The 14,479-nt window shown below is 37.3% G+C and carries 15 protein-coding genes and 1 tRNA gene; 12 read left to right on the forward strand and 4 right to left on the reverse strand.

Going from position 1 to position 14,479, the window contains the following annotated elements:
* The first annotated feature begins 174 nt into the window (after positions 1-174).
* The 5 genes from tkt to RRV45_RS09880 all read left to right on the forward strand — a co-directional run bounded on the left by tkt (position 175) and on the right by RRV45_RS09880 (position 6,831).
* Positions 175-2,175 carry a transketolase gene (tkt, locus tag RRV45_RS09860; RefSeq protein WP_315668642.1) on the forward strand — a complete coding sequence of 667 codons (2,001 nt, stop codon included), beginning with the start codon at positions 175-177 and terminating at the stop codon, positions 2,173-2,175.
* 182 nt (positions 2,176-2,357) lie between these two features.
* Positions 2,358-2,795 (forward strand): sporulation inhibitor of replication protein SirA, encoded by a 438-nt coding sequence (gene sirA / locus RRV45_RS09865; RefSeq protein ID WP_315668643.1) that lies wholly within the window; start codon positions 2,358-2,360, stop codon positions 2,793-2,795.
* A gap of 89 nt (positions 2,796-2,884) precedes the next feature.
* Positions 2,885-3,097, forward strand: coding sequence for a YneF family protein (locus tag RRV45_RS09870; RefSeq protein ID WP_315668644.1), 213 nt, complete (start codon positions 2,885-2,887; stop codon positions 3,095-3,097).
* Between the two features lie 190 nt (positions 3,098-3,287).
* The gene (locus RRV45_RS09875; RefSeq protein ID WP_315668645.1) at positions 3,288-5,036 is read left to right on the forward strand and encodes an ABC transporter transmembrane domain-containing protein; all 1,749 of its coding nucleotides are present in this window, start codon (positions 3,288-3,290) and stop codon (positions 5,034-5,036) included.
* 4 nt (positions 5,037-5,040) lie between these two features.
* Positions 5,041-6,831 (forward strand): ABC transporter ATP-binding protein, encoded by a 1,791-nt coding sequence (locus tag RRV45_RS09880; protein WP_315668646.1) that lies wholly within the window; start codon positions 5,041-5,043, stop codon positions 6,829-6,831.
* 68 nt (positions 6,832-6,899) lie between these two features.
* Here RRV45_RS09880 and RRV45_RS09885 read toward each other — a convergent pair whose 3' ends face one another.
* Positions 6,900-7,070 (reverse strand): aspartyl-phosphate phosphatase Spo0E family protein, encoded by a 171-nt coding sequence (locus RRV45_RS09885; protein ID WP_315668647.1) that lies wholly within the window; start codon positions 7,068-7,070, stop codon positions 6,900-6,902.
* A 275-nt stretch (positions 7,071-7,345) separates the two neighbouring features.
* On the opposite strand from RRV45_RS09885, the gene RRV45_RS09890 reads away from it, so the two are divergent.
* From RRV45_RS09890 to RRV45_RS09900, 3 genes are all read left to right on the forward strand, one after another.
* On the forward strand, positions 7,346-8,056 hold the full coding sequence (locus RRV45_RS09890; RefSeq protein ID WP_315668648.1) for a cytochrome c biogenesis CcdA family protein: 711 nt from the start codon (positions 7,346-7,348) through the stop codon (positions 8,054-8,056).
* Positions 8,057-8,300: 244 nt separating this feature from the next.
* Positions 8,301-8,660, forward strand: coding sequence for a response regulator (locus RRV45_RS09895; protein ID WP_315668649.1), 360 nt, complete (start codon positions 8,301-8,303; stop codon positions 8,658-8,660).
* 148 nt (positions 8,661-8,808) lie between these two features.
* Entirely contained in the window at positions 8,809-9,294 is a 486-nt protein-coding gene (locus tag RRV45_RS09900) for a CcdC family protein (protein WP_315668650.1), read from the forward strand.
* Positions 9,295-9,407: 113 nt separating this feature from the next.
* On the opposite strand, the gene RRV45_RS09905 is transcribed toward RRV45_RS09900, so the two are convergent.
* Complete coding sequence (locus RRV45_RS09905) at positions 9,408-9,833, reverse strand: DUF2621 domain-containing protein (protein WP_315668651.1); 426 nt, start codon at positions 9,831-9,833, stop codon at positions 9,408-9,410.
* Between the two features lie 145 nt (positions 9,834-9,978).
* Here RRV45_RS09905 and RRV45_RS09910 point away from each other — a divergent pair.
* A tRNA-Sec gene (locus RRV45_RS09910) sits at positions 9,979-10,075 on the forward strand.
* A 116-nt stretch (positions 10,076-10,191) separates the two neighbouring features.
* Here RRV45_RS09910 and RRV45_RS09915 read toward each other — a convergent pair.
* Complete coding sequence (locus tag RRV45_RS09915) at positions 10,192-11,337, reverse strand: thermonuclease family protein (RefSeq protein ID WP_315668652.1); 1,146 nt, start codon at positions 11,335-11,337, stop codon at positions 10,192-10,194.
* Positions 11,338-11,642: 305 nt separating this feature from the next.
* Entirely contained in the window at positions 11,643-11,930 is a 288-nt protein-coding gene (locus tag RRV45_RS09920) for a phage holin family protein (RefSeq protein WP_315668653.1), read from the reverse strand.
* A gap of 293 nt (positions 11,931-12,223) precedes the next feature.
* On the opposite strand from RRV45_RS09920, the gene RRV45_RS09925 reads away from it, so the two are divergent.
* From RRV45_RS09925 to RRV45_RS09935, 3 genes are all read left to right on the forward strand, one after another.
* Positions 12,224-13,501: an IS110 family RNA-guided transposase gene (locus RRV45_RS09925; protein WP_315667004.1), complete on the forward strand. Its 1,278-nt coding sequence runs from the start codon at positions 12,224-12,226 to the stop codon at positions 13,499-13,501.
* A 385-nt stretch (positions 13,502-13,886) separates the two neighbouring features.
* Positions 13,887-14,024: a YvrJ family protein gene (locus tag RRV45_RS09930; RefSeq protein ID WP_315668654.1), complete on the forward strand. Its 138-nt coding sequence runs from the start codon at positions 13,887-13,889 to the stop codon at positions 14,022-14,024.
* Between the two features lie 199 nt (positions 14,025-14,223).
* The gene (locus tag RRV45_RS09935; protein WP_066288596.1) at positions 14,224-14,424 is read left to right on the forward strand and encodes a cold-shock protein; all 201 of its coding nucleotides are present in this window, start codon (positions 14,224-14,226) and stop codon (positions 14,422-14,424) included.
* The last annotated feature ends 55 nt before the right edge of the window (positions 14,425-14,479 follow it).

Here is a 14,479-nt window from a genome sequence, read left to right on the forward strand (position 1 = left end):
GAACGTGAATGAAGGAAAACAGCAAATGTTTCCTTCTTTACATATACATAATTTATTAAGGCAATATTAGTAATAATTAGATTTTTAATTATTATTTATTCATTTTGTTGTATTAGAAGGGCAGTAACTTTAATATTAGAAGAGTAATAATAATTAGTAGAAGGGATGTATCACATGTTTGATCAAAACGATGCTTTATCCATAAGTTCCATCCGTACATTATCTATCGATGCAATTGAAAAAGCAAAATCAGGTCACCCGGGTATGCCAATGGGAGCTGCGCCAATGGCTTATACACTTTGGACTCAATTTATGAATCATAATCCTAAAAATCCTCAGTGGTTTAATCGCGACCGTTTTGTTCTGTCAGCAGGCCACGGTTCCATGCTTCTATATAGCCTTCTTCATCTTTCGGGATACGATGTATCAATGGAAGATATTAAGAACTTTAGGCAATGGGGAAGCAAAACACCAGGACATCCTGAGTTTGGTCATACGCCAGGTGTAGATGCAACTACTGGTCCTCTTGGACAAGGAATAGCTATGTCAGTTGGAATGGCAATGGCTGAACGCCATTTAGCAGCTGTATACAACAAAAATCAATTTAATATGGTTGACCATTATACATACAGCATTTGCGGTGACGGGGATTTAATGGAAGGGGTTTCCGCTGAAGCAGCATCTCTTGCTGGCCATCTTAACCTTGGGAGATTAATAGTGCTTTACGACTCCAATGATATTTCCCTTGATGGCGACTTAAATAAGTCGTTCTCTGAAAGTGTAGAACAAAGATTTAAATCATATGGCTGGCAATACTTAAGAGTGGAAGACGGGAACAATTTGACTGAAATCGCAAATGCGATTGAAGAAGCGAAGCAAGATATTAACCATCCAACACTTATTGAAGTAAAAACAGTCATCGGCTATGGCTCACCAAACAAGTCTGGAAAATCTGATGTTCATGGAGCTCCTCTTGGGGCAGATGAATTAAAGTTAACGAAGGAAGCTTATAAGTGGACCTTTGAAGAAGACTTCTACGTTCCTGAAGAAGTGTATGAGCATTTCAGAAAGCTTGTAGTGGAACAAGGAGAAAAGAAAGAGCAAGAATGGAATGACTTATTCTCTCAATACAGAAATGAGTTTCCTGAGCTCGCAAGTCAGCTCGAGCAAGTAATCACTGGTGAGCTTAAACAGGGATGGGCAAATGATATCCCTGCTTATGAGGAAGGAAAAAGCATTGCGAGCCGTGCATCATCTGGAGAGGCATTGAATGCCATTGCCAAAAACCTTCCGTCCTTTATCGGAGGATCTGCGGACCTTGCAGGTTCAAATAAGACGATGATTAAGGGTACAGCAGACTTTACACCAGAGACTTTTGATGGAAAAAACATTTGGTTTGGTGTTCGTGAATTTGCAATGGGAGCTGCATTAAATGGAATGGCTTTACATGGTGGATTAAAAGTTTTTGGAGGTACCTTCTTTGTATTCTCTGACTACCTGCGTCCGGCCATTCGTCTTGCAGCGTTGATGAAGCTGCCAGTTACGTATGTGTTTACACATGATAGTATTGCGGTTGGTGAAGATGGACCAACACATGAACCAATTGAACAATTAGCTGCTTTGAGAGCAATGCCTAATCTATCTGTTATTCGTCCTGCAGATGGAAATGAAACAGCAGCAGCTTGGAAATTAGCGGTTGAATCGAAAGATAAACCGACAGCCCTCGTATTAACGAGACAAGATCTGCCAACATTAAAAGGTACAAAAGAGACAGCATACGATGGCGTTTCAAAAGGCGCATATGTTGTATCACCTGCTAGCAAAGAAACAGCTGATGCATTATTAATTGCTTCTGGATCAGAGGTAAGCTTAGCAGTTGAAGCCCAGAAAGCTTTAGAAGCTGATGGTATATCTGCAGCAGTTATCAGTATGCCTTCATGGGATCGTTTTGAAGCTCAATCGAAGGAATACAAGGAAAGTGTAATTCCTAAAGATGTAAAGAAAAGATTAGCGATTGAAATGGGTTCTTCTCTTGGATGGCACCGCTATGCTGGAGATGAGGGAGATGTCCTTGGCATTGATCAATTTGGTGCATCTGCTCCTGGCGAAAAAATTATGGCGGAATATGGTTTCACAGTTGAAAATGTTGTGGCCCGTGTAAAATCATTATTGTAGAACTAATAAGATTAAGAAGAGCACTAGCTGCTCTTCTTTTTTTGTCATTAATAGCTTTTATTTTCTAAAAATTCTTTGTTTCGACAAAATTAGCGAATGTTTTTGACGGTTTAAGACACAATGTTCAAAATAATATGATTATAATGAGAAGAAAGGGGGTTGTCCCGGAAGGAGAGGTTTGGATGAGATCCTATCAGTTATATTTAATTGAAGATGAATTTGCCTCCCATTATTTTGGCAGGGAGAGAATGTTTTTTCAGTTATTTCAAGAATTCGAGCACGCAGCTGGTACTATGGAATACATACTGGCTAGACAAATTCAATATATAACAAAGCCGATACCGGGATTAAAACTCCATCAATATATTAACCAGCAATTGTATAGAAATAAAGATTTTTTAACAAATAAAGGGATATATTATATTGAGATGGGAAAAAGAAGTAGAGCTAAACTAGAAATTAAAGACCGCTGCCTGCTTTTAGAAGCGAGTGGAAATTATGATGCTGAAACCATCTTTTTTGAGGTGCTAAGAAAAAGCGAATCATCTTTTCTTGCGATTGATACTGAACATCATCGATACGGTTGGCTAAAACCAATTAAGGAAAGAAAATTAGTTTAAAAAAATGATAAAATCACAAAGCAAATATTGTATAATAGCCTTTGGTTTAGTACACTGTATGTTAGACAACATGAAGGAGGAAATATGAAATGTGGACTTATATTCTAGTTGGTATCCTAGCACTTCTTGCTGGTTTAGCACTAGGATTTTTCATTGCTCGAAAATATATGATGAGCTATTTAAAGAAAAATCCGCCAATTAATGAACAAATGCTAAAAATGATGATGATGCAGATGGGTCAAAAGCCATCTCAGAAGAAAATCAATCAAATGATGGCAGCCATGAATAAGCAAACAAAATAATGGTGGACGGGCACTCAGAAATGGGTGCTTTTTTATTTATCCAAATTATAAATCTTCCTATTTTTTGTAATATTTGATAAAATATTTAAGCTATGTCATAAAGGTAAAAAGGACAAATTCCATTGATTGGAAACCTTTTTAAAGGTTCAAAGGTAAGATGCAGTTTTTTTAATCCTGGAGGACTAAAGAGATGAGAGTATTCTTAGATTTAATGTGGTTCTTTAAACAAGAGAAAAAAGCTTATTTAATAGGTATCCTAATGTTATTGCTTGTAGCTTTGCTGCAGCTTGTTCCCCCTAAAGTGATAGGTATTTTTGTTGATCATGTTAAGGATCAAACTTTAACTTGGAACAACCTTTTTCAATTATTAGGTGCTTTAATTGGTGCTGCCGTTCTTATGTATGCTTTACGCTATTATTGGCGAATTATGATTTTTGGCTCAGCTGTTAAACTATCGAAATTATTAAGGAATAAACTCTATCATCATTTCACAACAATGTCCCAATCCTTTTATCAAAAGAAGCGGGTCGGTGATTTGATGGCACACGCAACAAATGATCTTCAGGCTATTCAGCAAACAGCCGGGGCAGGCGTATTGACACTTGTGGATTCATTAGCAACTGGAGGATTTGTTATTATCGCCATGGCCGCAACAATTAGCTGGAAGCTTACTTTAATCAGTCTAATTCCGATGCCCCTCATGGCCATTTTAACAAGCTGGTACGGAACTATGCTTCATAAGCGTTTTCATAAGGCACAGGAGGCATTTTCTGCCTTAAATGATAAAACGCAGGAAAGTGTAACAGGGATTAAAGTGATCAAAACATTCGGTCAAGAGAACGAGGATATTGAGGACTTTAGGAAGCAATCCGAGGATGTTGTTAAAAAGAACATCTCTGTAGCTAGAGTTGATTCATTATTCGATCCCACCATATCTATTATAGTAGGTATTTCGTTTTTCCTATCCATTGCTTTTGGTGCAAAATTTGTACTAAACAATGAAATGACAATTGGTGAGCTAGTTTCGTTTACGACTTATTTAGGACTGCTTATTTGGCCAATGCTGGCATTTGGGTGGCTATTTAATATTGTCGAAAGAGGGCGTGCTTCAAATGACCGCGTTACCTCACTCCTTTCGGAAAAGGTTGATATTTATGATCTTCCTAACGCGTTAGAAGTCGTTCCAAGCGGGGATGTTGAATTTAATCTATCTAAATTTACATATCCAGAGGATAAGAAGCCTTTATTGAAGGATATCCATTTTACTTTAAAAAGAGGAGAAACATTAGGGGTCGTAGGTAGAACTGGTGCGGGTAAAACAACTTTATTAAAATTATTAATTCGTGAATTTGAAGGGTATGAAGGCTCGATCATGTTTGCTGGAAACCCATTAAGTCATTATCAAATTGATAAGCTAAGAGAAGCAATTGGCTATGTGCCACAGGACCATTTTTTATTTTCGGCAACCATTGCTGAAAATATTGCTTTTACAAAGCCACTTGCAGATATTGAAGAGATATATGCTGCTGCAAGGCTAGCAAATATTCATGACGATATTTTACTGTTCACAGATGGCTACGAAACGGTTGTCGGTGAACGTGGCGTGTCACTTTCTGGAGGGCAAAAACAGCGTATTTCTATTGCCAGGGCTCTACTAATGCAGCCCGAGGTATTGATATTGGATGATTCATTGTCGGCTGTTGATGCGAAAACGGAAGAAGCGATTTTATCTGCCTTAAGACAAGAACGTGAAGGAAAGACAACGATTATTACTGCCCATCGTTTAAGTGCCATTCAACATGCTAATCTTATTATTGTTCTTGATAACGGAAAAATTGTCCAACGGGGCACTCATGAGCAATTAATGTGTGAGAATGGCTGGTATAAAGAGATGTATTTACAACAGCAGCTAGAAGAATTGGTTGAGCAGGGAGGTTAGGATAATGGATGAAATAAAGGGAATAGAAGGAAAGGAACAGAGGAAGATTCTTTTTCGACTTCTGTCCTACACAAAGCCTCATATGAAAACGATGGTCCTAGCCTTTAGTCTGCTGCTATTGACAACAATTGGCGATGTTTTAGGGCCGATATTAATTAAAATTTTCATTGATGACCATTTAAGACCCGGAAATCTAGAATTTGAACCTCTATTTGCATTAGGGGCAGCCTTTATTGGGATTCAAATCATGAATGTCCTTGTTTCTTATTTTCAATTGCTGAAATTTCAGGAGATCGCCTTAAAGATTATTCAACAGCTTCGTGTAGACGTTTTTACGAAGGTCCAGAAGCTTGGGCTGAGGTTTTTTGATAAAACACCTGCTGGCAGTATCGTCTCAAGGGTAACCAATGATACAGAAGCAATAAAGGATATGTTTGTCAGTGTGATTGTAACGTTCATTCAAGGGGCATTTCTTTTAGCGGGTATTTTTATTGCCATGTTTATATTAAATGTTAGACTCGCTTTATTTTGTTTAATAATCCTGCCAATCCTGTTTTATATCATGCAGACTTATAGAAGGTATAGCTCTATTTTTTATCAGGATATGAGGGAGAGGCTGAGTCAGCTTAATGCGAAGTTAAGTGAGTCATTGCAAGGCATGTCAATCATTCAAGTTTTCCGCCAAGAAAAACGGCTAAGACAGGAATTTGGAAACATTAATGAAGAGCACTATCATGCAGGGATGAAAAATATTAAAATTGATAGTCTGTTATTACGTCCAGCTATTGATTTAGTGTATGTTTTTGCATTAATCATGATATTAAGCTTTTTTGGAATTACTTCATTCAACAGCCCAATCGAAATCGGAGTTATCTATGCATTTATCAGTTATTTAGATCGTTTCTTTGAGCCTGTTAATCAAATGATGATGAGACTTTCCATGTACCAGCAGGCCATTGTCGCAGCATCGAGGGTATTTAAGCTTGTTGATGAAACAGAGCTTTCCCCGGAACAGCCGGAGAACGCCAAAAAGCAAATTCAGGAGGGGGAAATTGAATTTCGCAATGTAAGCTTTTCCTATGATGGAAAGAGAGACATTTTGAAGAATATTTCATTTACAGCTAAACCTGGAGAAACTGTTGCCCTAGTAGGACACACAGGAAGTGGTAAGAGCTCAATTATTAATCTCATGATGCGTTTCTATGAATTTGAAAGAGGAGAGATCTTTATTGATGGACAGTCAATCAAATCCTATAGCAAGGAAGAGCTAAGGGTTAAAATGGGATTAGTTCTTCAGGATCCATTCCTTTTTTTCGGTACAATAAAAGATAATATTCGACTTCATAACCATGAACTAAGTGATCAAGAAATCGTGGATGCAGCCCAATTTGTGCAGGCCCATGCTTTCATAGAAAAATTAGATAATGGCTATAATCAGCAGGTGGTAGAAAGAGGGTCTACCTTTTCAAGTGGACAAAGACAGCTAATCGCTTTCGCTAGAACGATTGCTGCAAATCCAAAAATACTCGTATTGGATGAAGCGACCGCTAATATTGATACAGAAACGGAAGAAGCAATTCAGTTTGCTTTAGAAAAAATGCGAAAAGGGAGAACGACAATTGCCATTGCCCATCGCCTTTTTACGATTCAAGATGCAGAGTTAATCCTCGTCCTGCACCAGGGAGAAATTGTCGAGAGAGGAAGCCATCAAGAGCTTCTGGCAAAACAAGGTTTATATCATAAAATGTATTTATTGCAGAATAGTTCGGGAGAAAAAGTGGGAGATGTCGTATAAGTCTTCTAGTAAAGAAGCCCTTCAAAAAAGAAAATCCAGCTTGGGTATGTTCACCTAGGCTGGTTTTTTTAATGTGTAGGTATTTTTTGGCTAAGCTTTCGGTGATACTCATTCAGCAAATGATCAAGTTCTTGGCTGTATTTGATGGCCGTGGACGAGGCTAAGCCATTTTTCATCGCCACTTGTATCAGTTCAAGTCTTTTCTGTTCAATTAAATTGAGTAAATCTTTGTTAGACACATCTAGTTATCCTTTCAGATCGTTATAAAGAAGATAGCATTACTAAAGAACTTGTTGTTTCTAGAAATGTAAAAACATGATAGATTAAAACAAAATTTGTTAACATATGCTATAGTATAGCGAATTTTGGGAATAAATTCAAAAGAAACTTCTATAATAAATAAATAATTTTTTCGTGTTGAAGATAGAGACACAAATTGTTCAAATCTAATCATTATCATTTCCTAATAACATTTGTTAGAATGGAGAATGAATCGTTTTGAACAGGAGATGTTATGATGGCTGACTTAAATGTGTTCATTGCGTTAGGGGCTGGATTTTTAAGTTTTATTTCACCATGTTGCTTGCCTTTGTACCCAGCTTTTTTATCTTATATTACAGGTATGTCTGTTGGTGAACTTAAAGAGGAAAATGCGATGCTCCAAAGGCGAAGCATGTTGCATACATTGTTTTTCTTAATTGGATTTTCACTTATTTTTATTGCGATCGGTTTTAGTTCTTCATTTCTTGGAACATTCTTTATGGATTACCAAGATTTGATCAGACAAATTGGCGCTATATTTATCTTCTTCTTTGGTTTAATGGTAGTCGGTTTTCTTAAACCGGAGTTTTTAATGAAGGAAAGAAGATTTGAGTTTAAAAACCGTCCTTCAGGCTTACTAGGATCAATATTGATAGGAATGGCATTTGCTGCAGGTTGGACACCATGCACAGGTCCTATACTTGGCGCCGTATTCTCACTTGCGGTTTCAAATCCTAATTCAGCAATGATTTATATGATAGCCTATATTCTTGGTTTTGCTGTTCCGTTCTTTGTCCTATCTTTCTTTATTGGGAAGCTTAAATGGATTAGAAAAAATAGTTTGCTTATTATGAGAGTAGGCGGTTACATTATGATGGCAATGGGTGTTGTCTTGTTTTTTGATTGGATGACGAAAATTATTGCAATACTATCACCTTTATTCGGAGGATTTACTGGCTTTTAGTCTAGCCTGTTTGTAAAATTTTTATAATTGACTTGATAGGATATAACGGATTACAATTATGGGCGAAATTTGTCGTTCTCTTTAAATTGAAATTTTACATAATTTTAGATATATTTTATAGTATGTTCTTCTTTAGAAAAAGAATAAATTAGCTTAGATAAAGTCTTTTTTTAGTACATTAAACCTATTAAAAGTAGGAGTTATTAGATAAACTTCCGATGTAGTTGTCGAGGGGGAAGCAGCAATGGCAAGAATACTAATTGTTGATGATGCAAAGTTTATGAGGATTACATTATCAAATATTCTAAAAAAAGCAAATCATGAGATTGTTGGAGAAGGTGAAAACGGCAAAGAGGCTGTTCAATTATATGATGCGTTATTGCCAGATTTAGTGACAATGGATATTACAATGCCAGAAATGAGCGGACTTGAAGCAGTGAAGGAAATAAAAAGGCAATATCCAAGTGCAAAAGTAATCATGTGTTCTGCGATGGGGCAACAAAAGATGGTCGTAGAAGCGATCGAATTGGGAGCAAAAGACTTTATTGTAAAGCCGTTTGATGAAGGTAGAGTATTGGAAGCTGTTAATAGAGTACTAAGTTAATATTTAAGGAACACTGCCTCTGCTTAATCTGAACGTAGACAAGTTCGGATTAAGCAGAGGCAGTTTTAATTTCATTTTCTTTCCCTATATGAAAGAATTACGATATAATAAAAAATGCAAATTATCATTAGATAAGGGATGTAAAACTATGGATATGGTTATTGTTTCATCAATTGGTGCCATTGGTATGGCTATATTTGCCATGTTTCTACGTATGAAGGCAGCTAAAAAACCAGCATCAGCCAAAAAAATTATTTTGCCGCCTATTTTTATGAGTACTGGTGCCCTTATGTTCATTTTTCCGTATTTTAGGGTGACAGCCCTTGAAATCTTGGAAGCTCTTTTAGTGGGGATGTTATTTTCCATTTTACTGATTAAAACCTCTAAATTTGAAATCAGAGACAATCAAATATATTTAAAGCGGTCAAAGGCATTTCTCTTAATCTTAATCGGTTTACTCATACTTAGAATTGCCGGAAAATTGGTTTTGAGTTCTTACATTGATCTCGGGCAGCTGGGCGGCATGTTTTGGATATTAGCTTTTGGTATGATTGTTCCATGGAGAGTAGCTATGTATTTGAACTATCGTAAATTGCAGCGTGAGTTAAGTTTAGCTGAGATTAAGCGGCTGTAAGAACCTTGCTGTTTAAAGTTTCACTTTATCGAATTGATAGATAATATAAATGCCACAGATTAGACAAAATCTGTGGCATTTGTAATATTAAAACCATTCTCCTTTGAGAATGGTCAAAATAAATGCTCGTATGGAGCCATGTTTATTTCTTTTTCAGTTAGTCTTTTTCTTAAGAATTTATGATCTCTTTTTGGTGTCGCGACAATATATCCTCTTATTATTAAATCTTCATTAATTAAAGTAACCTTTTCCTTTAGTGCAAGCTCGCCAATTTTTCCAGCGATTTTATGCCTTGCTACATCACGGAACAGCTCGGGTACAGGACTAACAAGCTCCTCAAGCAATTTTTTTCCCTCTTGATTCCAAAGATGCTTTGATTCATTCACATAATATTCTTCCCAATCCATATCCGATTTTCCGTCTACCTTTGGCATCTTTTTCAAGAACTTTCGAAACATAAAAAAGCCGCCAATGGCAAAAGAACCTGTCAGAATAACAACCCAAAATAGAATAAACCACAAAAACCATCCATCAAGCATGTATCTTCACCTACAAATAAATTTTCCTTATTATATTATAAACTCTTGACAGATTGGAGACAAGTAATGAGAACCTAATAATGATTTCAGATTAATTCCTTGCTCTATAGTTCTTAAACTACTATAATTAAACATGTCTAATCAAGGGGCTGAATGGGGTACTGGTGTCCTCCGTAGTCTTCAAAACTATCTGTGACCACCGTGTGTGGTCAGCTGGGTTCGATTCCCAGGCAGTCCCGCCATATTAAACTAGGGATGTTTCTTATATAAAATTATTGACACCAACCAATTTAATATAACAGGCAGAAATTAATTAAAAAACACTTGGATATTTTTCCAAGTGTTTTTTCATCTCTTTTTATCGCTCACATGCCCAATTGTCTTTATCTCGGTCATGTTTTGAATCGTAAGCAGGGTGATCAGCAGGAACTCCGTTAGGATAAACCTTCCTTAATTCCGTACAGTTTTTATATGACTCGTTGCTGCTAGTTGAAGGGGCAGCAGGAGTGGAGCCTGTATTCGAATTTGTGCTTGATTTTGTATTGTTATTTGTGTTGTTTGATGATGAAGATGTTGAGCCGCTGCTGGATGCTGTTGTCTTTGAATCCAGATCACCTTTTGTAGTACCTTCCGCTCCGAAAGCCCATAAACCGGTATTTTGTTCTCTCGCTTCGCGGGCAAATTTTACAAAGTAATCACTGTATTTCACGTCAGGCGGATAAGTAGAAGGTTCTGCATATCCATTTAAAACAAGATCGGCATTAAACATTTTTGAGCGAATTTCATTTTCATCCATATCGTTCGTTGGAATATCAAGCCAAACAATTCGAAGATATCGAGCATAGCGATCAGTATCTGATACGTCCTTCTGTAAGTATACTTGTTTCCCTTCGAGCTTTGAAGTGGTATAGTTGCTTGCTTCCTTGCCGTATTCTTCAGTTTTCGTAGTAGACTCAGGTGTATTCACACCTACAAGGCGAACTTTTCTGCCGTCTGAGGTTTCGACTGTATCTCCGTCTACAACTCTGCTAATTGTCACTAATTCTAATCCTAACGTGCTAGCCTGTTCTTCTTTTGCATTTTGTTCTGCTTCGAGTTTCTCTTTTTCTAATCGTTCCTCTTCAGCTTTCGCTTCTTCTTTTGCTCTCGCCTCTGCTTCTGCTTTAGCTTTTTCTTCTTCTTCCTCTTTCTTAGCTATTTCCGCCGCTTCTTTTTCCGCCGAATCTTTTTGCGCAGTTGTACTTGCTAACTGATTTTCGTTATTTTTATCTGCTGTTTCGGTTGTATCAGCAAATGAAACCCCTAGAATTAAAAACAAGATCAATCCTGCTGTAACTATCAATCCTGGTTTCTTAACTATAATGTTTCCCTTTTTCTTTTGATTGGATAAATATAACCCAATTAAAAACACAGCTGTCCCAATAAATGCAAATGGTACTGCAATACCCATGATTAGCATGAATAATAAAATGACAGCTAGTATGATTCCTTTAATGAATTTCATTTAATTTTCCTCACTCCTAAACCTTAGTTTCTAACATATGAATACATTCAATGATAATTATACATGTTTTTTGTCATTTATTGATTCTGTTAGAAATGTAAAAATTTTATGAATATGTAAGTGGTTTGAAAAAATAATGAAAAAGCGGAAGGGATTGTCCAAGCCAAATGGCACAACTTTAATAAAATAATATGGAAGATCTCCTCCCTTAGGTCTTGTGAACTACACTTTACCGTTCATATCAATGAACGGTCATTTTTTTGGCATAATGGAAAAGGCCTCTTCAACGGAGGCCATTCTCGTTTTTATTGTCCTTTCTTACTTTTTTTCGAGCTATTTCTAATTTTTGTTTGCTTGTACATTTGATGTCCTAACACAGCAACTCCGGCAGCAGTGATACCGTTTACAAGTCCATCTATAGAAAATCCAAATGCCACGCTTCCGACTGTGATCGATGCGATAAAGAGTATCCAAATAATCAACCAATCAGGGATGGCTGGTGTTTGTTTAAGGGCAAACCCCAGCACCCAAAGGGCAGGTACTAGCATAATATAATTCTGATTTAAATAATCAATAAGATTCAAAAAAGTCACCTCCTATTTCCACATTTATATATTTTATGCAAATCAAGAAATTTGGCTTGTTTTATCTCCTAAATTATACGGAATGGAAGAATACATAGCGGCCATATCCTTTTTAGATCAGCACCTATATATAGAAAGTAACAGGAGGTGATCTTTAAATTTATTATTATATTAGAAAGGAGCATTCCTGTTAGAAGTATTTTCGGGGACTTGAAAAAAAAAGAGCCCTCTTGGTATGATACGGGGTGTCAAATCGTGTGGCGAATTGACCCCTAACTTAGTTAACCAAGGAGGACTCCAAAATGGATTTTAAACAAAATCAGAAAATAAATCAAGTCACCGAAAAAACACTAGTTGTGGGAATCGACATTGCCAAGCGGACACACTTCGCTTGTTTTGTAGATGACCGTGGACGAGTGCTCCAAAAATCATTCTCTGTTTCTCAATCTGGAGATGGATTCGAGCTTTTCTATCAACGTATTCTCGCTGCAATGAGAGAAAACGGAAAAACAGAAGTCATTATCGGGATTGAACCGACTGGCCATTATTGGCTCAATATCGCCTATTTCCTTGAGGAACGGGGCATCCCCCTAGTCATGGTTAATCCTATGCATGTTAGACGGTCGAAAGAGTTGGATGATAATTTGCCAACGAAGCATGACCGCAAAGATGCACTTGTGATTGCTCGTCTTTTAAAAGACGGACGGTTCAGCTATCCCCGTATCTTGAAAGGTATGGAAGCTGAACTTCGCGTCGGGTCAACGTTAAGAAGCAAATTGACAGAAGAACTAGGGTCTGTAAAAAACATGATCATTCGCTGGTTAGATCGCTATTTTCCTGAATTCACTCAGGTTTTCCCATCATTCGGAAAAATGGCTATGGCCGTACTTGAATGTACTCCATTTCCAAGTGATCTTCACCAGAAACAGCCTGAAGAAATTTTAGCGCTTTATCGGAAGGTCGATGGGTTAAAATCCCCTCAAAGACCGAAAGCAACGAGAATCATTGAAGTCGCCGAGAGGTCTATTGGTGTAACTGAAGGACATAAGATGGCCCGTATTGAAATAGCCACACTTGTCCGCCGTTACCATCAGCTCGAAAAAGATATCGAAAGCATTTCTCAACACTTAGTTAATCTTGTAAAAACGACTGTAGAATATGAATGGTTATCAACGGTTCCAGGGCTTGGAGATACAACAATTGTCGATTTATTAGCTGAAATCGGAAGCTTTTCTCACTACGAAGATCCACGCCAACTAATCAAACTCGCGGGATTAACGTTACGTGAAAACTCCTCTGGCTTGCACAAAGGACAAAAGCGCATCTCCAAACGAGGCAGAAGAAAACTACGTGCCCTCCTGTTCCGAGTGATGATGCCGATGATTCTCCACAACGAAGCCTTTAAAAAGTTACACGAGTATTATACAAACCGTAAGGTTAATCCCTTACGCAAGAAGCAATCCATCGTAGTTCTATGCGGTAAGCTATTAAAAGTACTACATGGGATAAGCACTAAGCACAAAGCGTTTGACGAACAGCGAATGATGAGGGATATTCCTAGTCTCGTAGAGGCTGCGTAAAGCTCTACGTCCCCTTATACCTAGACAAAAGGATGACACGGAGAAGCTGGCAATATTTTCACCATTCGACCGAGAGTCCCTAAAGGAGCTTCGCTAGCCTCTGCCTTATGACTAGACCGAACGAAGGAATGTAGGCACACTGATGCCCAGAGACATGGGAGGGTACGTCATCATAAGCTACGCAGAGATCCATTGTGCATCTCATAATTTCCTATCACTACTTTCTATTATTATCCAGTAGTGACCGCGAAGCGTACCCATATGTTGGAATAGTTTCACATAATATAAAAATATTGTTAGGAATCGTGTCGAAAAATATTTTTTTGACACCTCAACAATGGGTTAAACCATTGATATATCAACATTTATAGAGGGAGTGCGAAACATGGAGGATCTTTTACCATTGATAAGCGAAGTAGGCTTTCCAATAATTGTGACGCTATTTTTGCTGCACAGAATAGAAGCGAAGCTAGACGTAGTGGTAAATTCCATTCAGGGGCTTCCTGACCGTCTAAAGGAGTAAGCCTAGTAGTTAACATTTATTGACTTTCAATTCCAAAAATGCTAAATTTAAATCAGCCGTTATGCATCGCATTATATTTTTGCAAGCAATTTTCCAAAGTATTCTTTTGTTTGGATGAGTAATAAGGAGTAAAGCTATAATCGTTGTGAATGGTGAATTAACACATGGCTTTTAACAGCCTATAGGAGGATTTTTTTACATGAAAAACGGTAAAGTTAAATGGTTTAATGCTGAAAAAGGTTTCGGATTCATCGAAGGTGAAGACGGAAACGATGTATTCGTACATTACTCTGCAATCCAAACTGAAGGATTCAAAACATTAGAAGAAGGTCAAGAAGTATCTTTTGAAGTTGTTGAAGGTGCTCGTGGACCACAAGCTGCTAACGTAAATAAACTATAATCATAAACTATAAACAGTCCTGCTTTTGTGGGGCTGTTTTTTATTTGATTATATT

The sequence above is a fragment of the Bacillus sp. DTU_2020_1000418_1_SI_GHA_SEK_038 genome (assembly GCF_032341175.1).
In the GTDB taxonomy this organism is placed as follows: domain Bacteria; phylum Bacillota; class Bacilli; order Bacillales; family Cytobacillaceae; genus Cytobacillus.

Coding starts and splice junctions, on each gene's coding strand:
- tkt (WP_315668642.1), top strand. CDS start 175: ATGTTTGATCAAAACGATGCTTTATCCATAAGTTCCATCCGTACATTA.
- sirA (WP_315668643.1), top strand. CDS start 2,358: ATGAGATCCTATCAGTTATATTTAATTGAAGATGAATTTGCCTCCCAT.
- RRV45_RS09870 (WP_315668644.1), top strand. CDS start 2,885: ATGTGGACTTATATTCTAGTTGGTATCCTAGCACTTCTTGCTGGTTTA.
- RRV45_RS09875 (WP_315668645.1), top strand. CDS start 3,288: ATGAGAGTATTCTTAGATTTAATGTGGTTCTTTAAACAAGAGAAAAAA.
- RRV45_RS09880 (WP_315668646.1), top strand. CDS start 5,041: ATGGATGAAATAAAGGGAATAGAAGGAAAGGAACAGAGGAAGATTCTT.
- RRV45_RS09890 (WP_315668648.1), top strand. CDS start 7,346: ATGATGGCTGACTTAAATGTGTTCATTGCGTTAGGGGCTGGATTTTTA.
- RRV45_RS09895 (WP_315668649.1), top strand. CDS start 8,301: ATGGCAAGAATACTAATTGTTGATGATGCAAAGTTTATGAGGATTACA.
- RRV45_RS09900 (WP_315668650.1), top strand. CDS start 8,809: ATGGATATGGTTATTGTTTCATCAATTGGTGCCATTGGTATGGCTATA.
- RRV45_RS09905 (WP_315668651.1), bottom strand. CDS start 9,833: ATGCTTGATGGATGGTTTTTGTGGTTTATTCTATTTTGGGTTGTTATT.
- RRV45_RS09915 (WP_315668652.1), bottom strand. CDS start 11,337: ATGAAATTCATTAAAGGAATCATACTAGCTGTCATTTTATTATTCATG.
- RRV45_RS09925 (WP_315667004.1), top strand. CDS start 12,224: ATGGATTTTAAACAAAATCAGAAAATAAATCAAGTCACCGAAAAAACA.
- RRV45_RS09930 (WP_315668654.1), top strand. CDS start 13,887: ATGGAGGATCTTTTACCATTGATAAGCGAAGTAGGCTTTCCAATAATT.
- RRV45_RS09935 (WP_066288596.1), top strand. CDS start 14,224: ATGAAAAACGGTAAAGTTAAATGGTTTAATGCTGAAAAAGGTTTCGGA.